This window comes from Corallococcus interemptor (genome assembly GCF_003668875.1).
Classification (GTDB): Bacteria; Myxococcota; Myxococcia; order Myxococcales; family Myxococcaceae; genus Corallococcus; species Corallococcus interemptor.
In genome coordinates this window covers 1-23572 of the sequence record NZ_RAWM01000022.1, presented here as the reverse complement: position 1 = coordinate 23572, position 23572 = coordinate 1, and the positions used below count along the sequence as shown (strand labels likewise).

The following is a 23572-nucleotide window of genomic DNA, read 5'->3' as shown; positions in this document are numbered from 1 at the left end:
CCGGGTGTGTTATCCCAGGTCCCGTCATGCCGGACGCCACCGTCAACCTCTACGACCTGCCCCGCCCCGCGCTGGATGCGCGGCTCGCCGGCTGGGGCTTCAGCCCCCAGTACCGCGAGCGCGTGTGGACGGGCCTGTACCGCGACGGCGTCAGCGCGCCAGGCGACGTGACGGGGCTGCGCCCGGACCTCCAGGCCGTGCTCCAGGAGCGCGCGCACCTGGGCCACCTCGCCACGCACCACGAGAGCTTCAGCAGCGACGGGCTCACCCACAAGCTGCTGCTGCGCCTGCACGACGCGCAGACCATCGAGACGGTCCTGATGCGCTTCAAGGGCCGCGCCACCGTGTGCGTGAGCACGCAGGCCGGGTGCGCCATGGGCTGCGTCTTCTGCGCCACCGGGCAGATGGGCCTGTCGCGCCACCTGACGCCGGGCGAAATCGTGGGCCAGGTGCTCCACGTCACGCGCATCCTGCGCGCGCAGGGGGAAGCGCTGCGCAACATCGTGCTCATGGGCATGGGCGAGCCCCTGCACAACTACGAGCACACCATGTCCGCGGTGGACATCCTCGTGGACCCCAAGGGCCTGGCGCTGGCGCCGCGCTTCATCACCCTGTCCACCGTGGGCGTGGTGCCCGGCATCCTCCGGCTCGCGGACGAAGCCCGCCCGGTGCAGCTGGCGGTGAGCCTCCACGGCGCCACGGACGCGGAGCGCGCCGCGCTGGTGCCCGCCGGCCGCCGCTGGCCGCTGAACGAGCTGATGGACGCGTGCCGCTACTACGTGGCCAAGCGCAAGCGCCGCATCTTCTTCGAGTGGACGCTCATCTCCGGCCGCAACGACACCGCGGAGCACGCGCACCACCTGGGGCAGTTGCTCCAGGGGATGGACGCGCACGTGAACGTCATCCCGCTCAACCCCACGGTGGGCTACGACGGCGGCCCCAGCGTCCCCGACGCGGTGCGCGCGTTCCAGGACGTGCTCACGACGTACGGCGTGCCCAGCACGGTGCGCCAGAGGCGCGGCATCGACATCGACGCGGGCTGTGGCCAGCTCAAGGCCGCCGTGGAGCGCAAGCCCCGCCGCTCCCTCCCCGTCGCCTCCTGAGCAGCCCCCACGCGCGGGGTCGCGCGGCACACCACCCGACCCGCCGTGTCACCCCGCGGCGCTAGTGTCCGCCACGCCGATGCGCGCACATCACGAGGTGTGCGCTGCACGCGGATGTCCGGGGGCCCTTGCGTGGCATGGGCTCGTGGGCACATTCTTCAAGACGGCTTCCACGCAACCCCAACGGCTTCTCTGGCGGAGGTGGGCAATGCTTTCCATCCAGGAGCACGGCACGGTGGAAGAGGCGAGCAGCAACCTGCTCGACTTCATCCTGATCCCCGACAACTGGCTCGAGCAGGCGCCTCCGCAGCCGGAGGGCTCCGCCAGCTGGCCAGCGCAGGACACGCAGTACCAGCGGCGCGTGGGCCCGCTGCGCATCTGCGCGTCGGTGGACGTGGCGCCGTCCCTGGACGTGACGCTCCACATCGCCTTCCGCGCGCCGGGGCTCACGCCCATCAAGGCGGCGGACCACCTGGAGAGCTTCCTCAAGCAGCGCCTGCCGCTGACGCCCAACAGCGAGTGGCAGGTGGAGGTGGACGAGCGCCGGTGGATCCACTTCTCCCGCCGCTACGCGGGCACGCACCTGCTGGCCTGACGGCTATGGACGACGCTTACGGCATCAGCCGGTAGTGCTTGAGCGGCTGGGCCACGTTCTTCACCGGCGTTTCCGTGAGGGGGCCAAACTGGAGCTTGCGCACGAAGGGCTCCTGGGACTGCTTCAGCGCTTCGTGCACGCTCTCCATCACCAGCGTCTCGCGGAAGCCCGCCAGTGACTGCAGGCGCGCGGCCTGGTTCATGCCACTGGAGAAGGCCGTGTAGTTGCGGTTGGGCCCGAAGAGGCCGCAGTTCGCGGAGGCCAGGTTCACGCCCACCGCCACGCCCAGCCCCGGCAGCTTCACCCGCCGGCACAGCGCGGCCACCTCTTCACGTCCGCTCAGCTCCGCGGTGAAGGCCTGGATGTCCTGCGCGGCGCGCACGGCGGCCTCCGCGCGGCGCACGCGGTCCGTCTGGAAGAAGGGCGGACCGAAGAGGCCGATGACGCAGTCACCGACCATCTTGTCGAAGACGCCGCCGTGCGCCCAGATGCGGTCCACGGCGCGCGCGCTCCACTCGTCCACGAAGCGGCCGATGTTGCGCGGGTTGTCGAAGCCCTGCTCGCAGATGCGGGTGAAGCCGTTGATGTCCGCGAACAGGATGCCCACCTCCTGCTCCTGCGCGCGCAGGTGCCGCGCGTAGTCGGGGTCCTCCAGCAGCGCGTCGATGGCGCCCGTGGGGAAGAACTGCGACAGGTGGATGCGCTCGCGGTTGTAGTCCAGCAGGCGCTGGCTCAGCGTGGAGGCCAGCACGCGGATGAGGTCCATCGCGTACGCGGAGAAGCCCTCGTTGCTCCAGACGACAATCTTGCCCAGGGGCTCGCTGCGCGTGGCCGCGGAGATGAGCACCGCCTCCGTGGTGCGCCCGTCGAACAGGCGCTTGAGCACGCCCGCGTCTCCATGCAGCAGCCGCGTGCCGTGCTGGTGCAGCAGCGACTCCAGCGGGGCGCCAGGCTGCTCTCCGCTCTCGTACTCCAGCTGCCCGTGGCGGTACGTGCGGTAGTGCAGCACGTGCGGCTGCACGGCGTCGCGGTACAGCAGCAGGAAGCCCGGCAGCCGCACCCGCTGCGCCAGCGTGCGCACCGCGTGGTCCATGCCCGCCTCGAAGACGGGGTTGGCCAGGTGCTCGTTGCACTGGAGGATGAGCTGGTGCTTCTCCGACGCGGTGTGGACCAGCATCAGCACCGTGTCCAGCTCCTCCGCCACCACGTCCAGCGCGCGCAGGCGCTTCGCGGTGGTGCCCACGTCGCCGGGAGGCCCCGCGTAGAGCACGCCCAGCGTGCCCACCGGTGAGCCCGCCACGTCCAGCGTCTGGGTGAGCAGCGTGCCCGTGTCGTGGACGCTCTGGCCCATGGGCCCCGCCAGCAGGCCACCGGCGAAGACGCCGCCCCAGTCGCCCTCGCTCCAGGTCTGCTCCACCAGCTCCTCGTCGCGCGTGGTGACGGCGATGCCGCGCGCGCCCAGGTGCTGCAGCAGCGTGGGGAAGCAGCGCCGGAAGCACTGGGTGAGCGTCTCGCGCTCCCGGAGGCTCTCCTCCAGCAGGTCGTCCGTGACACGTCCCAGCTGGCGCAGGAAGCGGTACTCCTCCAGGGACAACTCAACAGGTGGGGACGAGGGCGCCGGGGTCATGTGCGCCCCTTGTACCGCCGCCCGGGGGAACTGTCACAGCGCGGGCACGTGCTTCGTCCCGCCCACGACGACGCCGTCCTGGACCTCGATGAGCCAGTAGCCCTCCTTCCCCGCCTGGGTGGAGGAGCCCGCGCCGAACAGGTGGGGCCGGTCCGCCGTGGCCGGGTGGTGGTAGCGCTGGTGGATGTGGCCATGGAGCACCGCGAAGCGCGGGCCCGGCAACAGCTTCAGGAGCGCGTCCGCGTCATGCAGGCCGTGGTGCCAGCCGTCCGCGTGGTTCGCCAAGCTGCGCGGCGCGTGGTGCACCACCACCAGGATGGCGCGGCCGTCCAGCCGGGCGTCCTTCAGCAGGGCCGCCAGGCCTTCGAGCTGCGCGGGCCCCACGGTGCCGTAGGACAGGCCCGGCGTGGGCAGCGGGCGCGCGGAGCACAGCCCCACCACGGCGGCGCCCTCCCCCACCAGCCGCACGAAGGGGAACGCGCCCTCGCGGCGGTACTCGGGCAGGTCGCTTTCGAGCAGGTCCCCGAAGTGCCGGGCGAAGCGTCCGTCCCGCGCGGCGCCCGGGGTGAAGACGTCGTGGTTGCCGGGGATGACGGTGCAGCGTTTGGGCGTGGGGGACAGCGGTGACAGCGCGGCGCGGGCGGCGCGGAACTCGCCCTCCAGGGCGTAGGCGGTGAGGTCACCGGAGAGGATGAAGTGGTCCACGCCGTGCGCTCCCGCTTCCTTCGCGATGGTGGACAGCGTGCTCTGCGCGTTGCGGTAGGCCTTCGCCCGGCCTCCCGCCGTCAGCTCCACGAGCGCCACCCAGCGGCGCCAGCCCAGCTTGTGCAGCGGCAGGGCGAAGTAGTCCTCGGTGATGTGGACGTCGGAGCAGTGCAAGAAGCGCATGGAGGCAGTCACACCCCAAGCAACGGAGGGAAGCAACGGGGCATTCTCTCCCTGCCTCCCGGGCGGGGACGTTATGGTTCCCGCCACGATGCGAGGACGCTTCGCCCCCAGCCCCACCGGCCGCATGCACCTGGGCAACGTGAGAAGCGCGCTCCTGGGCTGGCTCCAGGCCCGGGCCGCGGGCGGCGCGTTCCTCCTGCGCATCGAGGACCTGGACCGCGCGAGGTGCCGCCCCCAGTACCTCCAGGACCTCTACGAGGACCTGCGCTGGCTGGGCCTGGACTGGGACGAAACGCCGCTCATCCAGAGCGAGCGCGACGGCGTCTACCGCGAGGCCCAGGACAAACTCGAGCGCGAGGGGCTCATCTATCCGTGCTTCTGCACGCGCGCGGAGATCGCCCGCGCCGCGAGCGCCCCCCATGGCCTGTCCGACGAGGGCCCGCGCTATCCCGGCACCTGCGCGCACCTCACCGCCGCGCAGGTTGCGGAGCGCGCCCGCACGCGCGCCCCCGCGTACCGCTTCCGCGCGAGCGAAGGCGAGGTGCGCTTCGTGGACGAGCTGATGGGCCCCTACGCCCAGGACGTGCAGGCGCTGGTGGGGGACTTCGTGGTGCGCCGCAACGACGGCGTGGCCAGCTACCAGCTGGCGGTGGTGGTGGACGACGCAGCCAGCCGCATCACCCACGTGCTGCGCGGAGATGACCTGCTGCCCTCCACGCCCCGGCAGCTCCAGCTCTACGAGGCGCTGGGCCTCTCCGCGCCCGCGTTCCTCCACGTGCCGCTGGTGATGGGCGAGGACGGCAAGCGCCTGGCGAAGCGCGACGGGGCGTTCGCGCTCGCGGAGCTGCGGGCGCGCGGCCGGCCTCCCGAGCACGTCCTGGGCCTGCTCGCCGCCTGGAGCGGGCTGGGCGACGGCAGCCCGGTGACCCTGCCCGCGCTCGTCGCGCGCTACCGCACGGACGCGCTCCCTCGCGAGCCGGTGGTGGCGCGCGAGGCACTGCTCCTCGACGCGCTCGGCCTGCGCTGAGGCCACCCGGCCTTCCGCCCCGCCCTTCAGGACGGGGCGGCCGTGGGGCGGTGGAACGACGCGGCGTGCCCGGTGCACACCTTCACCCAGACACGTCCGTCCGGTGCCGCGCGGTCAAGAGCGCGGCCCGGGCGACTCACGGGAAGCGAGGGTGAAGTCCAATGGCAGCCATTGTCGAGAGCGAACGCGCCGGCATCATCCCAGCGGTGCCGGGCAGTGCGTACAAGCTGAGCTGGGGTGCCATCTTCGGTGGCACCTTCGTGGCGCTGGGCGTCTGGATATTGCTCTACACGCTGGGGCTGGCGCTGGGCCTGTCGTCGGTGAATCCCTCCGACGTGGGGAGCGCGAAGTCCGCGGGCATCTTCACGGGCATCTGGAGCGTCATCGTCCCGCTCGTCGCGCTCTTCGTGGGCGGCATGGTGGCCGCTCGCAGCGCGGGCATCGTGGACAAGGGAGGAGGCGCGCTGCACGGCGCGGTGCTCTGGGGGCTGACGACGCTCCTGGGGGTCTTCCTGGTGGGCATGCTGGTGTCCAACGTGCTGGGCGCGGTGTTCAACGTGGGCAAGGCGGCGGTGGGCGCGGGCGGCAGCGCCGTGTCGAGCGCCGTCTCGGGAGGCGGCGGCGCGGCGAAGGCGTTCGGCCTGGACGCCAACGACGCGCTCGGGCCGGTGAACCAGAAGCTCCGGCAGGAGGGCAAGCCCACCATCACCGCGAACCAGCTGGAGGCCGCGACCAAGGACATCGTCACCGAGGGCGTGCGCCAGGGCCGCATGGACCGCGAGCTGCTGGTGAGCAACATCGCGCAGAACACCAACCTGTCCCGCCAGGACGCGGAAGGCGTGGCCGACCGCGTGCAGCAGCAGGTGGACCAGGCCAAGGCCAAGGCCGGCGAGGTGGGCCAGCAGGCCCAGCAGGGCGCGCTGAAGGTGGCGGACACCTCCGGCCGCGTCTTCTGGGGCATCTTCGCGGGGCTGCTGCTGGGGCTCATTGCCTCGGTGGTGGGCGCCACGCTGGGCGTCAGCCGCAAGCAGCGCATCCGGGCCGAGGGCGCGGTGGTGCCCCCGACGACGCCCACGACGACGACCACGTCCCGGCGCGAGGTGTATCCGTAGCCTCGGGCGCTCGCGTGCATCCCCGCTTCACGGTCCCCCGTGAGGCGGGTATGACACGCGGGCACCTTTGGCCCATGGCGTCCCCGAACCGCACCCTCGTCCGCTGGCTCCTCATCCCCGGTCTGAGCCTGGGCCTGTTCCTGCTGTTCACGCTGGGGGCCGCCTGGGTGACGCGCTTCATGGAAGCGCCCCCGGCGCCGGAGCCCCCCGCGCCGCCGCCGGTCCTCCCAAGGCGGGAGGCCGCGCCCATCGCGCCGGAGCTCCCCCGGGCCACCGCCCCCGCGCCGCGGCCCACGGCTCCGGTGCGTGAGCCGCCCCGGGCACCGCCCCCGCGCGAGGACTTCGACGCCCCCGACCCGCGCCGCGTGCCGGTGGTGGAGCCGGTGGTGGAGCGCACCTCCGGCCGCATCGACCCGGAGGACCTGCGCCTGGCCGTCCAGGCGGTGACTCCGCTCGTGCAGCAATGTTTCCAGGACGCCGCACAACGCAACCGGGGCGCACAGGAAGTGAAGCTGCGCTTCACGGTGGAGGGCGAGGGCTCCGAGGGGAAGATGAACCGGGGCGTGCTCGTCTCCAGCACCATCCCGGACCCCATGGTGCAGGCGTGCGTGCTGGACTCGCTCCTGGACGCGCGCTTCCCGGCGCCCCGCCTGGGCGGTTCCGCGACGGTGCTCTACCCATTCCGTTTCACCGTGCCTGGGGACGCTGGCCCGTGAGGTCGGGTTGCGCGTAAGGTTCAGGCCCCCTTCCTCCCCCGCGCGCATGCCCGTCACCGTCGAACAGCTCGCGCCTTCCCACTCGGACGCCCTGCGCGCGCTGCTGGCGAAGGACCCCGTCCACAACCTCTACCTCCTGGGGTTGCTGGAGGAGTTCGGCATCGCGGCGCCGGAGCGCCAGGCGGCCTTCGCCTTCCACGGCCGCTTCGACAGCGGCGTCCTCACCGCGGCCGTCTTCGTGGGCGGCGAGGGCGGGCTGGTGGTGCCCAGCGCCAGCGACGCCAGCGCCACCGGCGTCATCGCGGACGCGCTCGCCCCCAGCCTCAAGCTGCGCGCCACCGTGGGGGACAAGGCCTCCGTGGACGCGCTGGTGCGAAGCCTCTGCGAGGGCAAGCCGCGCCTGTCGCGCACGCAGAAGCTGTTCAGCGTCTCCGCGGACGACCTGGGCCCCTTCACCAACCCCACCCTGCGCCTGGCCCGGGAAGAGGACGTGCCCCGGCTCTTGCCCCTGGCCCAGGGCTACGTGCGCGAAATCCTGGAGCGCGACCCGCTGGCGGAGGACCCCGCGCACTACGAGGCCCGCGTCCTCCAGCGCGTGCGCCAGCGCCGCACCTACGTGCTGGAGGAGGGCGGCGAGCTGGTGTTCAAGGTGGACATCGGCTGCCGCTCGCAGTTCGGCGCGGAGCTGGAGGGCATGTACACGCCCCCGTCCCGCCGCCGCCAGGGCCACGCCACGCTGTGCCTGGGGCAGATTTCGCGGCACCTGTTGTCCTCGCTGCCCCGGCTGGCCATGCGCGTGGACGAGCGCGACGAGAGCACCGCCCGCATCGCTCGCAAGGTGGGCTACCACGCGGGCCGCACGCAGCGGCTCGTGCTGGTGGAGTAGCCGCCAGCGGATGCCCTACAGTCCGCCGCCGCAATGAGCAGCCGCCCCACGCCCTCCCGCCGTCCCCTCTCCGGAGCGGGCCCCGTCATCCTCCACGCGCCCACCGACCCCGGCTGGCTGCCGCTGGCGCTCGCGAACTTCGACGCGGTGCTGGTGGACCACGCCCACTGCGAGAAGAAGGCCGCCGCCAACGCGCTGTCCATGCTCCAGGCCTACCCGGACCTGCCCGGCCTGCCGTCGCAGATGGCCCGCCTGGCCCGCGAGGAGAGCGCGCACCTGGCCCGCGTGCTGGACCTGATGGCCGCGCGCGGCCTCACCCTCACCAAGGACGCCGGGGACCCGTACGCGCAGGGCCTGCAGAAGCACGTGCGCACGCCCGCCCCGGAGCGGCGCGTGGACCGCCTGCTCGTGGCCGCCATCATCGAAGCGCGCTCGTGCGAGCGCCTCTCCCTGCTCGCGGAGGGGCTCACCGACCCGGCGCTCGCCCGCTTCTACGGAGAGCTGGCCCAGTCGGAGGACGGCCACCAGTCCCTCTTCCACCGCCTGGCCGTGACGGCCTCCAACGGGGACGAGGCCGCCGTGGACGCGCGCCTGCAGTACCTGCTGGAGCAGGAGTCGCGGGTGCTCGCGGACGTGGGGCTGCGCGCCGCCATCCACTAGAACGGCCACACCACGGGCACGGCGAAGACGAGGAACACCACCAGCACCGCGGTCAGCGGCGTGCCCAGCCGGAAGAAGTCGGTGAAGCGGTAGTGCCCGGGCCCGTAGACGAGCACGCAGCTGGGCTCCAGCGGCGTGATGAACGAACAGCTGGCCGCCAGCGTGACGCCCATGGCGAAGGGGCGCGCGTCCACGCCCAGCTGCGTCGCCGCGTTGAGCGCCACCGGCAGCACCACCAGCGCCGCGGCCTGGTTGCTCATGGGCGCGGACAGCACGATGGTCAGCACCATCAACAGCGCCAGCACCGCGCGGGGCCCGCCGAACGCGCCCAGCCGGGCCACGTGGTCGCCAATGAACTTCCCCGCGCCGCTCACCTCCATGGCCAGCCCCAGCGCCATCATGGAGCCGATGAGCAGCACCACCCGCCAGTCCACGCGGAACGCGGTGCGCGCGTCCACGCACCCGGTGGCGATCATCAGCAGCATCCCGGTGAGCCCCGCCAGCGACAGCGGCACCCAGCCCAGCGAGCCCGCCGCCAGCGAGCCCAGGAAGAGGACCACCGCGAGCAGCGCCTTCGCGTAGCGCGGCGGCTCGTACTCGTGGCCCTCCAGCACCATCAGCGTGTGGCCCGGGGCCAGCTCCGCCACCTTCTGCCGGGGGCCTCGCAGCAGCAGCACGTCCCCCACGGACAGGGGCAGCGTGGACAGCGAGTGCTCCTCCCGGTCGCGCCCCAACAGCTGCATCTTCGTGAGCCGCTGGATGCCGGGCCGGCGGTGCAGCCCCAGCGCCACCAGGCCGAAGCGCTCCACGAACAGCGTCTCCCGCAGGCTGCGCCCCACCAGCGCGCTGCCGGGCGGCACGCCCACCTCCGCGAGCATCGACTCCGGCCCCTCCAATTCCGCGTCCGACAGCCGCACGTCCGGCCTCAGCGCCAGGCCCTGCAGGTCCTTCACGCGCAGGATGTCCTCGCGCCGCCCCTCCACCAGCAGCCGCTCCTGGCCCGTCAGCACGTAGGACGGCTTCGCGTTGAGCGTCTCGCCGTCCTGCACCACCCCAATCACGCGCAGGCCCAGCCCTTCCGTGAGCTCCGCCAGGGGCTTGCCCACGTAGCGCGAGTCCGCCGGCAGCACCGCCTCCGTGAGGTAGTCGCGCAGCGTGAAGCCCTCCGTGCCCGGCTTGCCCTCGCGCGAGGGCAGCAGCCGCCGCCCCAACAGCACCACCACGGTGATGCCAATCAGCACCGCCGGCAGCCCCACCGGCGCCAGCTCCGCCACGCCAATGGGCGCCATCCCCTGCCGCTTCAGCGCCGCGGACACCACCAGGTTCGTGGACGTGCCGAACAGGAGCACCGTGCCGCCCAGCATGGACGCGTACGCCAGCGGCAGCAGCACCTTGCTGCGCGGCACCTTCGCCCGCGCCGCGGCGCCAATGGCCACCGGCAGGAAGGCCGCCGTCGTCACCGTGTTGGAGATGAACGAGGAGAACACCGCCACCACGCCCATCATCGCCAGCACGAACACCTGAGGACCGAAGCGCGCGAAGAACGCCATCCGCTGCCCCACCATCTGCACCACGCCCGTGGAGGCGAGCCCCTCCGTCATCGCCAGCAGGGTGAAGATGAAGATGACGGTGTCGTTGCTGAAGCCCTCGAACGCCTGCGCGGGCGTCAGCACCCCGGACAGCGCCAGCAGGCACACCACCACCAGCGAGGTGAACTCGATGGGGATGGAATCCATGGAAAACAGGACCAGGGCGACGACGATGATGGCCAGGACGAGGGCGATGGTCATGGAGAGGGCCGTTTGCCCCCTCAACCTGGGCACGCCGCGCTGCGCCGCCAGCGTGTGCCGCACCGCGCCGTTTTCTGATGGGCGCCCGGGGGCTGATAAGTGGAATTAGGCCAAAGCGGTCGAAAGTCCGGTTGACTGCCGGACGTCAGTTGATTTTGGGCCCCCGGTCCAGAAGGTTTCGTGTTCCTTCCGCGAGATACCCCGAGGAGACCTCCATGGCTTCGACGCAAGCGGCCGCCGCCACCGAGCAGGCGCCCACGAAGAACCCCACGCTCTTGGCGTGGGTGGCCAAGATGGCCGCGATGACCCAGCCGGACCGCATCGTCTGGTGCGACGGCTCGGAGGCGGAGAAGCAGCGCCTCACCGAGCAGGCGGTGAAGGACGGCACGCTCATCCCGCTCAACCCGCAGAAGCGCCCCGGCTGCTACCTGCACCGCTCCAACCCCAACGACGTGGCGCGCGTCGAGCACCTCACGTTCATCTGCACGCCCAACAAGACGGACGCGGGCCCCACCAACAACTGGATGGAGCCGGAGGCCGCCTACACGAAGCTCTCCCAGCTGTTCGAAGGCTGCATGAAGGGCCGCACGATGTACGTGGTGCCCTACGCCATGGGTCCGCTGGGCGGCGCCTCCACGAAGATTGGCGTGGAGCTGACGGACAGCGACTACGTGGTCCTCAACATGCGGATCATGACCCGCATGGGGAAGGCCGCGCTGGACATGCTGGGCGACAGCGACGACTTCAACCGCGGCCTGCACTCCACGGGCGACGTGAACCCGGACCGCCGCTACATCTGCCACTTCCCCCAGGACAACACCATCTGGAGCTTCGGCTCCGGCTATGGCGGCAACGTGCTGCTCGGGAAGAAGTGTCTGGCGCTGCGCATCGGCAGCTACCTGGGCCGCGAGGAGGGCTGGCTCGCCGAGCACATGCTCATCCTGGGCGTCACCTCCCCCAAGGGTGAGACGACCTACATCGCGGCGGCCTTCCCGTCCGCGTGCGGCAAGACGAACTTCGCCATGATGATCCCGCCCAAGGAGTACGCGGGCTGGAAGATTGAAACCGTCGGCGACGACATCGCCTGGATGCGCCCGGGTCCGGATGGCCGCCTGTACGCCATCAACCCGGAGGCCGGCTACTTCGGCGTGGTGCCGGGCACCAACTACAAGACCAACCCCAACGCCATGGAGACCATCTCCAAGGACACGCTCTTCACGAACGTGGCGCTCACGCCCGACGGCGACGTCTGGTGGGAGGGCAAGGACGGCGAGGTCCCCGAGGAGCTCATCGACTGGCAGGGCAAGCCCTGGAAGAAGGGCAGCACGGAGAAGGCGGCGCACCCGAACAGCCGCTTCACCGCGCCCATGAGCAACAACCCGGTGCTGTCCGGCAAGGCGAACGACCCCCAGGGCGTTCCCATCAGCGCCATCATCTTCGGCGGCCGCCGCTCCAACACCGTCCCGCTGGTGCTCCAGGCCTTCAACTGGACCCACGGCGTGTTCCTGGGCGCCACCATGGGCTCGGAGACGACGGCCGCGGCCACCGGCAAGGTGGGCGTCGTGCGCCGCGACCCCATGGCCATGCTGCCCTTCTGCGGCTACCACATGGGTGACTACCTCCAGCACTGGCTGGACATGCAGAAGTCCATCCCGCAGCTGCCGAAGATCTTCCAGGTCAACTGGTTCCGCCAGGACAAGAACGGCAAGTTCATCTGGCCGGGCTTCGGCGAGAACATGCGCGTCCTGGAGTGGATCGTGAACCGCGTGCAGGGCCGCGTCCCCACGCAGGAGACGCTGCTGGGCTGGGTGCCGCGCCAGGACCAGGGCCTCAACCTCAACGGCCTGGACCTGCCCGCGGAGGCCATCCAGGAGGCCACCTCCATCAAGGAGGACGAGTGGAAGACCGAGCTCAAGAGCCAGGAGGTCTTCTTCGAGCAGCTGGGCACCAAGGCCCCCGAGGCCCTGATGCTCCAGCGCAAGCTGCTCATCGCGCGCCTGGACGGCTAGCCGCCGTCTGACGGCTGAGAAGTCCCGCTCCGGGGCTGCTTCCTCCCCTGTCGCGACAGGGGTGGGGGTGGCCCCGGCGCTTTTTTGTGGGGGCCAGTGCTTCGACGGCCGGAATGTTCGGCGCTAGGCTCACCGCCCCATGAGACTGGTTTTCGTGTTGTCGCTGGCGCTGGCGCTGGCCCCGGGGTCCGCCCTGGCGCAGCGGGGTGGCTCCAAGGTCAACGTGCAGGCGCTGTTGAAGGAGGGCAAACGCCTCTACGACGCCGGCAAGTACCGCGAGGCGGCGGAGGCGCTGAAGCAGGCCAATGAGGCCCAGCCGCACCCGCGGCTCGTCTACAACATCGCCGTGGCGCTGGAGTACGCGGGCGAGCCCCGCGAGGCGATGAGCTTCTACCGGCAGTACGTCACGTCCTCCAGCGAGGACACCGACCCCGCGCTCCTGAAGAACAGCAACCGCGCCATCGACCGGCTGCGCGTGCAGCTGGACCGCGAGGACCAGGCGCAGGCCGCGGCGGACGCGGACAGGAAGCGCCTGGAGGCGGAGGCGGACGCCGCGCGCCAGCAGGCGGAGGCGGAGCAGGCCGCGGCCCGGCGCGCGCAGGATGAGAGCGAGCGCCAGCGGCAGGCGGAGCTGGACCGGACCCTCAAGTCCTACCGCAACCAGCGCATCGCGGCGTTCGCCACGGGCGGCGTGGCGGTGCTGGGCGTGGGCGCGGGCGTGCTCTTCGGGCTGCAGGCGCGCGACCAGCGCGAGCAGTTCGACAACGCCACCACGCTCGCGGAGAAGCAGCGGCTGTCGGACAGCACCAAGAGCAAGGCGCTGCTCGCGGACATCGGTTTCGGCGTGGGGCTCGCGGGGGCCATCACCGCCATCATCCTGTATCCCAAGGAAGGCCCCCCCGCGACGGGCGAGGTCCGCGTGACGCTCGCACCGCGCGGCGCCGGGGTCGGCATGGAGGGTCGTTTCTGATGCGCGCGCTGGGAATGATGACGTTCGGCATGGCGCTGCTTGCGTCCGGGTGCAGCTTCACCACGGCGGGCGGCCTGTCCGAATGCACGACGAGCAGTGACTGCGGCACCAACAGCGTCTGCACCTCCGGCTTCTGCCTGCCGCAGCCCGCCGGGTGCGACCAGGTGGTGGGCGCCACGTCCGCGGCGAACCCCATCGTGCTGGGCGCGGCGCTGCCGCTCACCAACGCGAGCGGCAACGCGGAGATTGAACAGCAGCGCTTCAACGGCCTGAAGCTGGCGCTGGACGAGGTGAACCAGGCGCAGGGCGTGGGCGGCCGCCAGTTCGTCATGTACGTCTGCGACACCGGGGCGGACTCGGACCGCGCGGTGACGCAGGCCAGCTGGATGGTGAACGACAAGGGCGTGGTGGCGATGTTCAGCGCGGGCAGCGCGCAGACGCTCGCCATCAGTGAAGTGACGACGCCCAAGAACGTGCTGCTCATGAGCCACACGGCCACGAGCTCCGCGTTCACCACGCTGTCGGACAAGAACGGCGGCAGCGTGGGGCTGGTCTGGCGCACCACGCCCTCGGACGTGCTCCAGGGCCGCGTCATCGCGAACGTCATCCAGGGCGTCACGCCCATCAACGACCCGGGCGTGACGTTCACCCCGCCGGCGAAGGTGGGCGTGGCGTACGTCTCCGACTCGTACGGCACGGGCCTGTTCGACGCCATCCAGAACCGCATCCCCAACAAGGACAACGTCGCGGGCGCGCAGTACAGCCGCAACGAGGCCGTGAGCGGCGCGGTGACCCGGCTGGTGTCCTTCGACCCGGACATGACGGTGCTGGCGGGCTTCCCCGAGGACAACTCGCGCCTCTTGCTGGAGGCCATGGACAAGGGCGTGGGCACGGCGCACGGCAACCGGTGGTTCCTCACCGACGCCAGCAAGGACCGCACGCTGCTCACCTCCCGCAAGGAGGTCGAGACGGAGCTTTCAGGCACGTACGGCACGGCGCCGGCTTCCGCGCGTCCCAACGACGCCACGTACAAGCTCTTCGCGGACCGCTTCATCACGGCCTACAGCACGGACCCCGGGCAGTACTCCTTCACCGCGCACGCGTACGACGCCATGTACCTGGTGGCGCTGGGCTCGGCGTACGCGGTGGGCAACGACGCGGGCAACCCGCAGCCGGTGACGGGCCCGCGCATCGCGGAGGGCCTCACGAAGCTGACGCCCGCGGCCGGCCAGACGGCGCCGAGCTACCCGCTGGGCTCCACGCAGTTCACCGCGGCGCGCGAGGCGCTGCGCGCGGGCAACGTCATCGACGTGAAGGGCGCCAGCGGCGAGCTGAACTTCAACAACGAGACCGGCGAGGCGCCCTCCCCCTACGAGCTGTTCAAGGTCACGGGCACCACCTTCCGGACGGTGCAGCTCATCGACCCGCCGACGGACTGAGCACGCGCACCAGCGGAGCCAGGGCGGCGGTGAAGACCTCGGGCGTCGGCAGCAGCGACAGCACGAGGTACGCACCGCCGCCGAAGTCGTAGAAGTACCCCGGCTGCACGCGCACCCCCTCCTCCAGGAGCCGCAGGCAGGTGGCCTCCTCGCCGGGGTGATGGGGGATGCGCAAGAGCGCGCTCCAGCCGCCGTGCGCGGGCACCACGTCCCACGCGGCGTCCGCCGGACGCGCCTGGAGCAGCCGCTCCCGGTTGCCCCTCACCCGCTCCATCAAGGCCTGCTGGAAGCGCGGCGCGTGCTCGAGCAGCGCCGGCAGCGCGAGCTGCACGGGCGTGCCCACCGACAGCGCCGCGTCCGCCACGTCCTCCAGCCGGGCCAGGGCCTCGTCGCGCGCGTGCGCGGGGCCGCCCACGTGCAGCCACGCCAGCTTCAGGCCGGGCAGGCCCGCGACCTTGGACAGGCCGGACAGCGAGAACGTCAGGCACGGCAGCCTCCGCCCCGCCACGGACGTCACGCGCCCTGCTTCCTCGTCCCACGCGAAGCCGGAGAACACCTCGTCGCAGAGGAGCGCCAGCCCGTGGCGCGCGCACACGTCCGCGAGCGCGTGGAGCTCGTCCTCGTGGAGGAAGTGGCCGGTGGGGTTGCCGGGGTTCACCACCACCACCGCGCGCGTGCGGGCGTCCACGGCGGCCTCCACGAGGCCCGCGTCCAGGCCGAAGCCGTGCACGGCGGGCAGGCGGTAGGAACGCGTCTGGACGGCCTCCAGGCGCGCCAGGACGTCCACCAGCGGGTAACCCGGCGCGGGGACGAGGACGTTGTCCCCCGGGTCGCACAGGAGCTTCAGCAGCCACCCGTAGGCCTCGCTGGTGCTGGCGGAGAGGACGACGTGCGCGGCGTCCACGCGCGTGCCTTGCCGGGACAGGTGCGCGGCCACGGACGCGCGCGCCGCGGGCAGGCCGAAGGGCTCCGGCGCGTAGTGGAACGGCCCGGGGAGGGCCCCGAGGTCCACGTCCGGTGGGGGCAGCCCCACGCGGGTGGGGTTGGTCTCCGCCAGGTCCCAGAGGGGCAGCCCGCGCGCGTGGCGCCCGGCGGCGGCCTGGGAGAGCGGGTTGGGGGTGCGCGGGAAGGCGGTGCGGAGCGAGAAGCGGCTCACAGCCCCGTCTGGAGCATGGCGCTGGCCACGCGGCGGATCAGCTCGCGGCGCAGCTCCAGGCGGCAGTGCTCGATGGCCTTCTCGTGCGGCCTGGGCAGCTCGGGGTTCCGGGTGCGGATCGCGGTGCGCAGGACCAGCTCGACCTTCGTCGGCTCAATCTGGAACAGCCGCGGACCGTCCTTCTGGAGGAAGTAGGACAGCCCGCGCTGTTCGATGAGCTTCTGGAAGAAGCGCCGGACGTCCGCGAGGAGCGTGATGTCGATGATGTCCGCCATTCGTGCCGGCTTTCTCGCGCGGAAAAAACAGCACGTCCAGATCACGGCCACCACCACGCGAAAACTTGCGCGGCCTGTAGCACGCGCCTTTCCGCCGAACGCGCCGGAGGCCGATTTATCGGGCCCGCGCGCGTTCGGGCACCAGCGGCGCCAGCGCGCGCCGGAACGCGATCCGGCGCTTTCTTGCATCCTCCACATACGGCACGGGCCCCAGCACCTCCACCCCGTGGCGGGCCTCCAGGTAGCGCCGGTTGTCCCGCTCCGCCAGGTCACGTCCGGGCACGCCGCGCGACAGCACCACCGCGCGCACGGACACGCTGCGCGCCGCCAGCGCCTCCAGCGACAGCGCCACATGATTGAGCGTGCCCAGCCCCGCGCGCGCCACCAGCACCACCGGCAGGCGGAACGCCTGGATGAGGTCCACCACGTCGCGCTTCGAATCCACCGGGACGAACAGCCCCCCTGCCCCCTCCACCACCACCGAACCGCCCTTCAGCCGCTTCCACGCCTCCAGCGTCACGCGGAAGTCCGGCTCCCTCCCCAGCCGCGACGCCGCGATGCCCGGGGCCAGCGGCGCCTTGAAGCGGTGGGGACACACGGCGTCCACCGGCAGCGAGCTGCCCGCGGCCTCGCGCATGGCCAGCGCGTCCGCCGGGGCCTTCAGGGAGGCACAGCCGCTCTCGTAGGGCTTGAAGCCCTGGGGCGCGTGTCCCGCGTCCTCCAGGAGCGACAACAGCGCGCACGACACCTGCGTCTTGCCCACGCCGGTGTCCGTGCCGGTGACGAAGAAGCGCAACGGCTCAGGGGCCACGGGAGACTCCCACCCGGCGCAGGGCCTCCAGCGCCAGGTCGATATGGCCCGTCGTATGGGCCGCGGAGAGACAGAAGCGGAGCCGGCTGGTGCCGTCCGGCACGGTGGGCGGGCGGATGGCCTTCACCAGCAGGCCCGCCTCGCGAAGGCGCCTCGCCGCGTCCAGCGCGCGCGAGGGCTCGCCCAGGATGACCGGGAAGATGGCGCTCCGGGGCTCCGCTGGCAGTCCCAGCGCGCGCAGGCCGTCCGTGAAGCGGTGGATGTGGCCCCACAGCCGCTCGCGCGGCGCCGGGTCGTGCTCCACCAGGTCCACCGCGCACTCGGCGGCGGCGCACAGGGCGGCGGGCAGCGCGGTGGAATAGACGAACGGCCGGGCGCGGCTCACCAGCAGGTCCGCCACCGCGCGCGACGTGGCCACGTACGCGCCCAGCCCGCCCAGCGCCTTGCTCAGCGTGCCCATGCGCAGGTCCACCCGGTCCTCCACGCCCAGCGCCTCGCACAGCCCCGCGCCACGCGCGCCCAGGACGCCGGTGGCGTGCGCCTCGTCCACCATCAGGGCGGCGCCGTGGGCCTCGCACGCGGCCACCAGCTCGCGCAGCGGGGCCACGTCCCCGTCCATGGAGAACACGCTGTCGGTGACGACCAGCTTGCGCCGCGCGGGCGTCTGCTCCAGCGCGCGGGTGAGCGCGGCCACGTCCGCGTGCGGGTAGACGACGACGCGCGCGCGGGACAGCCGGCAGCCATCCACCAGCGAGGCGTGGTTGAGGGCGTCGGAGAACACCGCGTCACCGGGGCCCACCAGCGCGGGCAGGATGCCGGTGTTGGCCGCGTAGCCGGAGTTGAAGAGGCGCACCGCCTCCGCGCGCTCGAAGCGGGCAAGGCGCGCCTCCAGCAATTGGTGCGGCACCATGTCCCCCACCACCAGGCGGCTGGCGCCGGTGCCCACGCCGTAGCGCTCCAGCGCGGACGCGGCGGCGGCGCGCACGGCGGGCGACGCCGCGAGCCCCAGGTAGTCATTGGAGGAGAAGTTCACCAGCCGCTCGTCCCCCACGCGCACCTCCGCGCCCTGGGGTGAGTCGAGCGGCTCCAGCACGCGGCGGAGGCCCTTCGCCGACAGGGCCTCCAGGTCCTCGCGCGCCCACTGCGTGGCGGGCCTCACCGGTCCTGCCGGGGCTCCAGGGGGCGGATGCCCGCCTTCTCCAAGAGCGCCATGTCCTGGGTGTACTCGGGGTTGCCGGTGGTGAGCAGCTTCTCCCCGAAGAAGAGCGAGTTGGCGCCCGCCATCATGCAGAGCAGCTGCGCCTCTTCGTTCATCTGCATGCGGCCCGCGGACAGGCGCACCATGGCCTGGGGCATGAGCAGACGCGCGGTGGCGATGGTGCGCACCATGTCCACCGTCTCCACGCGGTGCTGCTCCGCCAGGGGCGTCCCCTCCACGGGCACGAGCGCGTTGATGGGCACCGACTCCGGGTGCACCTCCTGGTTGGCCAGCGTGCGCAGCAGGTTGCAGCGGTCGTCCACGGACTCGCCCATGCCGATGATGCCGCCGCAGCACACGGAGATGCCCGCGTCGCGCACCCGGTTGAGCGTCTTCAGCCGGTCGTCATAGGTGCGGGTGGAGATGATGTCTCCATAGTGCTCCGGGGACGTGTCCAGGTTGTGGTTGTACGCGGACAGGCCCGCCTCGCGCAGGCGCTTCGCCTGGCTGTCGGTGAGCATGCCCAGCGTGGCGCACGCCTCCATCCCCAGGGCCCGCACGCCCTTGACCATCTCCAGCACGCTGTCGAACTGCGGGCCGTCCTTCACCTCACGCCACGCGGCGCCCATGCAGAAGCGGGTGGCCCCGGCCTGACGGGCCTGCGACGCGGCGGCCAGCACGTCCGGCACCGCCATCAGCTTCTCCGCCTTCACGCCCGTCTTGTAGCGCGCCGCCTGCGGGCAGTACGCGCAGTCCTCCGGACACCCGCCCGTCTTGATGGAGAGCAGCGAACAGAGCTGCACCTTGTTCTCCACGAACACCTGCCGGTGCACCGTCTGCGCCTTGTGCACCAGGTCCAGGAGCGGCAACTGGTACAGCGCCTTCACCTCCGCGAGCGACCAGTCATGACGCACCGTCACCCCTTCCGGGGCGGGGGCGGCGTGGTGGGCGTGGCCGTGGAAGGACTCGGAGGTGTCGGACATGCGCGGGCTCCTGGGGGAGGCGTCAGGAGGCCGACGGTGCGTGGCCCGAAGGCCATTGTCAACGCCCTTGGGAAACAGGGTTGACGAGTGCCCGCAAAGACAGAAGGGACGTCCGTGCATGACACGGACGCCCCTGGCTGTCTCCCGCCTCATCGGTCGAGGAGCCCTGCCTGACTAGACGTGGACGCGACGGCCGCGGCCGGCGAGCCCCACGAGGAACAGCACGACCAGCGCGCCCAGGACGGAGAACAGCAGGCCCGTGGGGTGCAGGTCGAACATCCGGCCGTCACGCGAGAACAGCGAACCGACGAAACCGCCCACGAACGAACCGGCGATGCCCAGCAGCGTGGTGGCGATGAGCCCCATCGACTGGTTGCCCGGCATGATGGCACGAGCGATCAGACCCGCGACCAGACCAATCACCAGAAACGCGATAATCCCCATGGCACTCTCCCTGTGTGGGGGGCGCGCTGTTTCGCGTCGCCCGTGGACCAGAAACTGGGTTGCCCCTCCCTGTAGGGCAACTCGCTACCTGATCCACGACAGCCTGCCTGCCTGCTCCCCTGGCATGGCGCGCGCATGCGCATGGGCGACGAAACGTCAGGGGTCTGGGGTAGACACTCCAACCCATGGCGAAGGCGAAGACGCACTACACCTGTCAGGCCTGCGGCTACCAGACGGCGAAGTGGCTCGGGAAGTGTCCGGACTGCGGGGCCTGGAGCTCGCTCCTGGAGGAGACCGAAGCGAAGGTGGACGACAAGCGCCCGGCGTGGGGCGCGTCCGGGGGCGCCTCCAAGCCGGTGAAGCTGCAGGACGTGACGGCGGAGACGGAGGTGCGCCGGCGCACGGGCATCACGGAGTTCGACCGGGTCCTGGGCGGCGGCGTGGTGGGCGGCTCGCTGGTGCTGCTGGGCGGAGACCCGGGCATCGGCAAGTCCACGCTGCTGTTGGCGGCGCTGGACAAGCTGTCGCGGCACGGGCCGGTGCTCTACGTGTCGGGTGAAGAGAGCCTGCGGCAGACGAAGATGCGCGCGGAGCGGCTGCGGGTGGAGGGGGACGCCATCCACCTGTTCGCGGAGACGGACGCGGACCGGGTGCTCCAGGCGGCGGAGGCGCTCAAGCCCCAGGCGCTGGTGGTGGACTCCATCCAGACCATGTACCTGCCGGAGCTGGGCAACGCGCCGGGCAGCATCACCCAGGTGCGCGAGGTGGCGGGCCGGCTGATGGCGTTCGCCAAGCGCAGCGGGGTGCCCACGTTCCTGGTGGGGCACGTGACGAAGGAGGGCTCCATCGCGGGCCCGCGCGTGCTGGAGCACATGGTGGACACGGTCCTCTACTTCGAGGGCGAGCGCGGCCACCCGTTCCGCCTGTTGCGCGCGCACAAGAACCGCTTCGGCAGCACCAACGAGATTGGCGTCTTCGAGATGAAGGGCGCGGGGCTGGTGGAGGTGGCGGACCCGTCCGCGCTGTTCCTCTCCGAGCGTCCCCAGGGCAAGTCCGGCAGCGTGGTGACGAGCACGCTCAACGGCACGCGGCCGCTCCTGGTGGAGGTGCAGGCGCTGGTGGCGCCCACGGGCTACGGCACGGCGCGGCGCACGGCGATTGGCGTGGACGGCAACCGCGTGGCGCTCCTGGCGGCGGTGCTGGAGAAGAAGGAGGAGATTCCGCTGGTGGGCTGCGACCTGTTCGTCAACGTGGCGGGCGGCATGCAGTTGAGCGAACCGGCGTGCGACCTGGCGGTGTGCGCGGCGCTGGTGAGCAGCCTGCAGAACCGGCCGTTGGACGCGAAGACGCTGGTGCTGGGAGAGGTGGGGCTCGCGGGCGAGGTGCGCGCGGTGGGCCAGGTGGAGCCGAGGCTCGCGGAGGCCGCGAAGATGGGCTTCCAGCGGGTGGTGCTGCCGGCGGGCAGCGCGCGGCGGGTGGAGGCGACGAAGCTCGAGGTGGTGGGCGTGGAGACCCTGAGCGAGGCGCTGGCGGCGATGTTCGACTGACGTCCGGTGCCGTCAGTGCTTGTGCAGCATCCAGGACACGTCCGGCACGCGCGTGGGCTTCGTGAGGGTGGGCAGGTCGAAGAAGGCGTCGCGGCCCAGGGTGGCGATGAGCTGTCCTTCCGCGGCGTCGCCCTCCGGCGTCATGGCCTGGGTGGGGAGCTCGTAGGGCTGGACGAGGACGAGCCCGCCGTCGAGGGACTGGCGCTGGGGCGCGGGGATGGCGTCCAGGCGCGGTCCGAAGAGGTCCACGAAGGGGGCGCCGAAGACGTTGCGCCAGTAGAGGCCGGAGAGGCCCTCGCTGTAGTCGCGCACGTTGAAGACGCGCGTGGAACCGAAGCCGTCCTCGTTGGGCACCAGGCGCCAGTTCTTGCGCTCGAAGTCGTCACCAAGCCCGGACTGGGCGAGGGGGGAGCCCAGCAGCTGCATGATTTCGACGACCTGACGCAGGTGGGCTTCGCGCCACCCCACCTTCCGGGCCTCCGTGACGGAAGTCATCCAGCTGAAGGAGCCGACGAAGGGATACTTCCCGCGGCGCTCGGGGGCGAAATGGAGGAAGTCCCGATCCGTCTTCGCCCCGATGAAGAAGCGACTGGACTCATCGTAGTGGGCCGCGAGCACATCCAGGTCAAAAGCACCGGGCTCGAACTGCGTATCCACGCCGACGCCCCCGCAGCGCACGGGTTGGAACCAGCGGCCCCCCGAAAAGAACCGCTGGACCAGTTCGCGAACGACGCTCGTGGGTGGAACCCCGGGAGGCAGCGCGAAATCGGTGCTCAGGTATCGAATGGCCATGAAGCGCTCTTACGGGAAGGGCCTGACGGCTGCCTGACCTTCCTTGACAAGGTCGTTCAGTTCCTCGGTCAGGGGCCCGGTCAGCCGCGTCGCCCCCTCGGGATGTTTAGCGGAACGGATCCAGAGTTCGATGGAGCCACCGTACTTCTGGACGTACTGAATCATGGCCTTCAGGTTCCCCGTGAGCGCCAACTCCGCACGGCCCTTCACCTCCACGAAGTCGTAGGGACTGCCCCAGACCAGGTCCCCCTTGTGTCCCGTCACGGCATCCGGGACGAACCCCTGTGCCTTGCTGCCCGGCGGCGGCAGCAGGAGGTCCGTGTTCTTCGGCAGCTTCCGGCTCTGGAGCACGGACTGTTCGAACGCACTGCCCGCGCCCTTGTTCTGGATGACCGTCCGGTAGAGCCGCTCCCACTCCGGATCCACGGCGTAGCTGAAGCGCGGATACTTGCCCGGGTGACGGAACTGATAGTCCACCCACGCCTGCGCCAGGTGTTCCGCGCTGCCCGGCACCAGCCGCGCTCCCTCCGCCGTCGCCCGTGAGCCCACCAGGGCCACGCGCTTGCCCCGGGCCAGCACCCGCCCCGCTTCCGCGAGCGGCGCCTCCAGCCGCTTCGCCAGCGCCCGCAGCCGCTCCACGTCCTCCGCGGACACCGCCTCACCCCGTCCCGCCGCGCGCAGCACCCGACGCAGCTCCTGCGCCTCCTGCGGCGACAGGTGCTGCACCACCCGCTGCAACACCTGCACCTCGCGCAGGCTCCGGCCCGTGAGCAGCGCGACACGCTCCGCGCCCTGCGCTCCTTCCGACAACAGCCGCCCCGACACCACCGGCAGCGCCACGCTCACCGCGCAGAGCAGCCGCTCGCCGTCCGTCAGCGGGTATCCCAGGAGGCTCCGTCCCAGCACCACGCCACTGATGTCCCCCACCTCACCGGTGACGGGCAGCAGCCCCAGGGCAATCTCCAGCACCACCTCCTCCGGCGGAATGGCCGGAGGCTCACGGGCCGGGTCCCAGGCCGGAGGCGCGAAGCGGCCCGCCTCCACCGCCGACGCCAGGAGGCTGTCGCGCGCCAGCAGGTAGACCGCCACCTCGCTGGGGCTCTTGCGCGGGAAGTCCGGGTCCTCCGTGTGCGCGTAGGCCCAGTCCAGCACCGCGTCCAGCAACGCCAGCTGCGTCTCCTCGTAGAGCGCGCTCTCCGTGAGCAGCCCGTCGCTCCCGAGCCGCCGGAAGTGCGCGTCCGCCAGCACCTGACGGCGCGCCTCCGCCCAGCGGTGGAACTCCTCCAGCTTCGCCTCCGCCCGCGCGGAGCGCCTGCCGTCCTCGAGCAGGGCCTGCGCGTGCTTGGCCTTCAGCCGCAGGTACACCTCCAGCGGCGCGTCCTTCGCGAGCTCCTCCTCCGTCCGCGCGGACGCCCACAGCATCAGGTCATTGAGCGCGGCGTGGCCCACCTGACGCTCCGTCTCCGTCACGGCGGGCTGCTTCAGGGCGGCCTTCTTCTCGCGGATGAACGCGAGGTAGCGCCCCAATTCCACTCCCCCCACCG

General features: G+C 71.5%; 22 protein-coding genes. 11 read left to right on the top strand and 11 right to left on the bottom strand.

The window, feature by feature from the left end:
- The first annotated feature begins 26 nt into the window (after positions 1-26).
- Together rlmN and D7X96_RS11070 are read left to right on the top strand one after the other, a co-directional pair.
- Entirely contained in the window at positions 27-1103 is a 1077-nt protein-coding gene (gene rlmN, locus D7X96_RS11075; protein WP_120551036.1) for a dual-specificity RNA methyltransferase RlmN, read from the top strand.
- A gap of 208 nt (positions 1104-1311) precedes the next feature.
- Positions 1312-1698 carry a hypothetical protein gene (locus D7X96_RS11070; RefSeq protein WP_120551035.1) on the top strand — a complete coding sequence of 129 codons (387 nt, stop codon included), beginning with the start codon at positions 1312-1314 and terminating at the stop codon, positions 1696-1698.
- 16 nt (positions 1699-1714) lie between these two features.
- Here D7X96_RS11070 and D7X96_RS11065 read toward each other — a convergent pair whose 3' ends face one another.
- Both D7X96_RS11065 and D7X96_RS11060 read right to left on the bottom strand, forming a co-directional pair.
- The gene (locus tag D7X96_RS11065) at positions 1715-3325 is read right to left on the bottom strand and encodes an adenylate/guanylate cyclase domain-containing protein (RefSeq protein ID WP_120551034.1); all 1611 of its coding nucleotides are present in this window, start codon (positions 3323-3325) and stop codon (positions 1715-1717) included.
- A 33-nt stretch (positions 3326-3358) separates the two neighbouring features.
- A complete protein-coding gene (locus tag D7X96_RS11060; protein ID WP_121725174.1) occupies positions 3359-4213 on the bottom strand; it encodes a metallophosphoesterase family protein in 855 nt (284 codons plus the stop codon).
- Positions 4214-4301: 88 nt separating this feature from the next.
- On the opposite strand from D7X96_RS11060, the gene gluQRS reads away from it, so the two are divergent.
- The 5 genes from gluQRS (at position 4302) to D7X96_RS11035 (ending at position 8614) form a co-directional block, all read left to right on the top strand.
- Positions 4302-5240: a tRNA glutamyl-Q(34) synthetase GluQRS gene (gluQRS, locus tag D7X96_RS11055; protein ID WP_167510829.1), complete on the top strand. Its 939-nt coding sequence runs from the start codon at positions 4302-4304 to the stop codon at positions 5238-5240.
- A gap of 161 nt (positions 5241-5401) precedes the next feature.
- Positions 5402-6352: a hypothetical protein gene (locus D7X96_RS11050; RefSeq protein WP_121769675.1), complete on the top strand. Its 951-nt coding sequence runs from the start codon at positions 5402-5404 to the stop codon at positions 6350-6352.
- 74 nt (positions 6353-6426) lie between these two features.
- On the top strand, positions 6427-7068 hold the full coding sequence (locus tag D7X96_RS11045) for an AgmX/PglI C-terminal domain-containing protein (protein WP_120551030.1): 642 nt from the start codon (positions 6427-6429) through the stop codon (positions 7066-7068).
- Positions 7069-7114: 46 nt separating this feature from the next.
- Positions 7115-7954 carry a GNAT family N-acetyltransferase gene (locus D7X96_RS11040; protein ID WP_121769674.1) on the top strand — a complete coding sequence of 280 codons (840 nt, stop codon included), beginning with the start codon at positions 7115-7117 and terminating at the stop codon, positions 7952-7954.
- Positions 7955-7987: 33 nt separating this feature from the next.
- Positions 7988-8614, top strand: a complete 627-nt coding sequence (locus D7X96_RS11035) for a MiaE family protein (protein WP_121769673.1) — start codon at positions 7988-7990, stop codon at positions 8612-8614.
- Here the strand turns inward: D7X96_RS11035 and D7X96_RS11030 are convergent.
- Positions 8611-10404, bottom strand: a complete 1794-nt coding sequence (locus D7X96_RS11030) for an SLC13 family permease (protein ID WP_121724681.1) — start codon at positions 10402-10404, stop codon at positions 8611-8613. The two genes, D7X96_RS11035 and D7X96_RS11030, sit on opposite strands and share 4 nt — an antisense overlap.
- A gap of 215 nt (positions 10405-10619) precedes the next feature.
- Here D7X96_RS11030 and D7X96_RS11025 point away from each other — a divergent pair, with 215 nt between their 5' ends.
- The 3 genes from D7X96_RS11025 (at position 10620) to D7X96_RS11015 (ending at position 14822) form a co-directional block, all read left to right on the top strand.
- Entirely contained in the window at positions 10620-12413 is a 1794-nt protein-coding gene (locus D7X96_RS11025) for a phosphoenolpyruvate carboxykinase (GTP) (protein WP_121724680.1), read from the top strand.
- 139 nt (positions 12414-12552) lie between these two features.
- A complete protein-coding gene (locus tag D7X96_RS11020; RefSeq protein WP_121769672.1) occupies positions 12553-13383 on the top strand; it encodes a tetratricopeptide repeat protein in 831 nt (276 codons plus the stop codon).
- A complete protein-coding gene (locus D7X96_RS11015) occupies positions 13383-14822 on the top strand; it encodes an ABC transporter substrate-binding protein (protein ID WP_120552250.1) in 1440 nt (479 codons plus the stop codon). The genes D7X96_RS11020 and D7X96_RS11015 overlap by 1 nt, the downstream gene beginning before the upstream one ends.
- Here D7X96_RS11015 and D7X96_RS11010 read toward each other — a convergent pair.
- The 6 genes from D7X96_RS11010 to D7X96_RS10985 all read right to left on the bottom strand — a co-directional run bounded on the left by D7X96_RS11010 (position 14800) and on the right by D7X96_RS10985 (position 19689).
- Positions 14800-15978, bottom strand: coding sequence for a pyridoxal phosphate-dependent aminotransferase (locus tag D7X96_RS11010; RefSeq protein WP_121769671.1), 1179 nt, complete (start codon positions 15976-15978; stop codon positions 14800-14802). The two genes, D7X96_RS11015 and D7X96_RS11010, sit on opposite strands and share 23 nt — an antisense overlap.
- A complete protein-coding gene (locus D7X96_RS11005; RefSeq protein ID WP_120552248.1) occupies positions 15975-16253 on the bottom strand; it encodes a hypothetical protein in 279 nt (92 codons plus the stop codon). Before D7X96_RS11005 ends, D7X96_RS11010 begins: the two co-directional genes overlap by 4 nt.
- Before the next feature lie 115 nt (positions 16254-16368).
- Positions 16369-17064, bottom strand: coding sequence for a dethiobiotin synthase (gene bioD, locus D7X96_RS11000; RefSeq protein WP_121769670.1), 696 nt, complete (start codon positions 17062-17064; stop codon positions 16369-16371).
- Positions 17054-18223 (bottom strand): 8-amino-7-oxononanoate synthase, encoded by a 1170-nt coding sequence (bioF, locus tag D7X96_RS10995; RefSeq protein ID WP_120552246.1) that lies wholly within the window; start codon positions 18221-18223, stop codon positions 17054-17056. Before bioF ends, bioD begins: the two co-directional genes overlap by 11 nt.
- Entirely contained in the window at positions 18220-19245 is a 1026-nt protein-coding gene (gene bioB / locus D7X96_RS10990; protein WP_120552245.1) for a biotin synthase BioB, read from the bottom strand. Before bioB ends, bioF begins: the two co-directional genes overlap by 4 nt.
- A 174-nt stretch (positions 19246-19419) precedes the next feature.
- Positions 19420-19689: a GlsB/YeaQ/YmgE family stress response membrane protein gene (locus D7X96_RS10985; RefSeq protein ID WP_120528245.1), complete on the bottom strand. Its 270-nt coding sequence runs from the start codon at positions 19687-19689 to the stop codon at positions 19420-19422.
- Between the two features lie 185 nt (positions 19690-19874).
- Here D7X96_RS10985 and radA point away from each other — a divergent pair, with 185 nt between their 5' ends.
- Entirely contained in the window at positions 19875-21236 is a 1362-nt protein-coding gene (gene radA / locus D7X96_RS10980) for a DNA repair protein RadA (protein WP_120552244.1), read from the top strand.
- A gap of 12 nt (positions 21237-21248) precedes the next feature.
- Here the strand turns inward: radA and D7X96_RS10975 are convergent, their stop codons facing one another.
- Both D7X96_RS10975 and D7X96_RS10970 read right to left on the bottom strand, forming a co-directional pair.
- Entirely contained in the window at positions 21249-22028 is a 780-nt protein-coding gene (locus D7X96_RS10975) for a hypothetical protein (protein ID WP_147442947.1), read from the bottom strand.
- 9 nt (positions 22029-22037) lie between these two features.
- Positions 22038-23572 (bottom strand): hypothetical protein (locus D7X96_RS10970; RefSeq protein ID WP_208647296.1); only part of this gene is annotated, 1535 nt, incomplete at its 5' end.

Bases quoted from the DNA above. Each gene is read 5' to 3' on its own strand.
- D7X96_RS11050 (WP_121769675.1), top strand. From the start codon at position 5,402: ATGGCAGCCATTGTCGAGAGCGAACGCGCCGGCATCATCCCAGCGGTG.
- gluQRS (WP_167510829.1), top strand. From the start codon at position 4,302: ATGCGAGGACGCTTCGCCCCCAGCCCCACCGGCCGCATGCACCTGGGC.
- bioB (WP_120552245.1), bottom strand. From the start codon at position 19,245: ATGTCCGACACCTCCGAGTCCTTCCACGGCCACGCCCACCACGCCGCC.
- D7X96_RS11045 (WP_120551030.1), top strand. From the start codon at position 6,427: ATGGCGTCCCCGAACCGCACCCTCGTCCGCTGGCTCCTCATCCCCGGT.
- D7X96_RS11065 (WP_120551034.1), bottom strand. From the start codon at position 3,325: ATGACCCCGGCGCCCTCGTCCCCACCTGTTGAGTTGTCCCTGGAGGAG.
- D7X96_RS11020 (WP_121769672.1), top strand. From the start codon at position 12,553: ATGAGACTGGTTTTCGTGTTGTCGCTGGCGCTGGCGCTGGCCCCGGGG.
- radA (WP_120552244.1), top strand. From the start codon at position 19,875: ATGGCGAAGGCGAAGACGCACTACACCTGTCAGGCCTGCGGCTACCAG.
- D7X96_RS10985 (WP_120528245.1), bottom strand. From the start codon at position 19,689: ATGGGGATTATCGCGTTTCTGGTGATTGGTCTGGTCGCGGGTCTGATC.
- rlmN (WP_120551036.1), top strand. From the start codon at position 27: ATGCCGGACGCCACCGTCAACCTCTACGACCTGCCCCGCCCCGCGCTG.
- D7X96_RS11005 (WP_120552248.1), bottom strand. From the start codon at position 16,253: ATGGCGGACATCATCGACATCACGCTCCTCGCGGACGTCCGGCGCTTC.
- D7X96_RS11060 (WP_121725174.1), bottom strand. From the start codon at position 4,213: ATGCGCTTCTTGCACTGCTCCGACGTCCACATCACCGAGGACTACTTC.
- D7X96_RS10975 (WP_147442947.1), bottom strand. From the start codon at position 22,028: ATGGCCATTCGATACCTGAGCACCGATTTCGCGCTGCCTCCCGGGGTT.
- D7X96_RS11015 (WP_120552250.1), top strand. From the start codon at position 13,383: ATGCGCGCGCTGGGAATGATGACGTTCGGCATGGCGCTGCTTGCGTCC.
- D7X96_RS11030 (WP_121724681.1), bottom strand. From the start codon at position 10,404: ATGACCATCGCCCTCGTCCTGGCCATCATCGTCGTCGCCCTGGTCCTG.
- D7X96_RS11025 (WP_121724680.1), top strand. From the start codon at position 10,620: ATGGCTTCGACGCAAGCGGCCGCCGCCACCGAGCAGGCGCCCACGAAG.
- D7X96_RS11035 (WP_121769673.1), top strand. From the start codon at position 7,988: ATGAGCAGCCGCCCCACGCCCTCCCGCCGTCCCCTCTCCGGAGCGGGC.
- D7X96_RS11040 (WP_121769674.1), top strand. From the start codon at position 7,115: ATGCCCGTCACCGTCGAACAGCTCGCGCCTTCCCACTCGGACGCCCTG.
- D7X96_RS11070 (WP_120551035.1), top strand. From the start codon at position 1,312: ATGCTTTCCATCCAGGAGCACGGCACGGTGGAAGAGGCGAGCAGCAAC.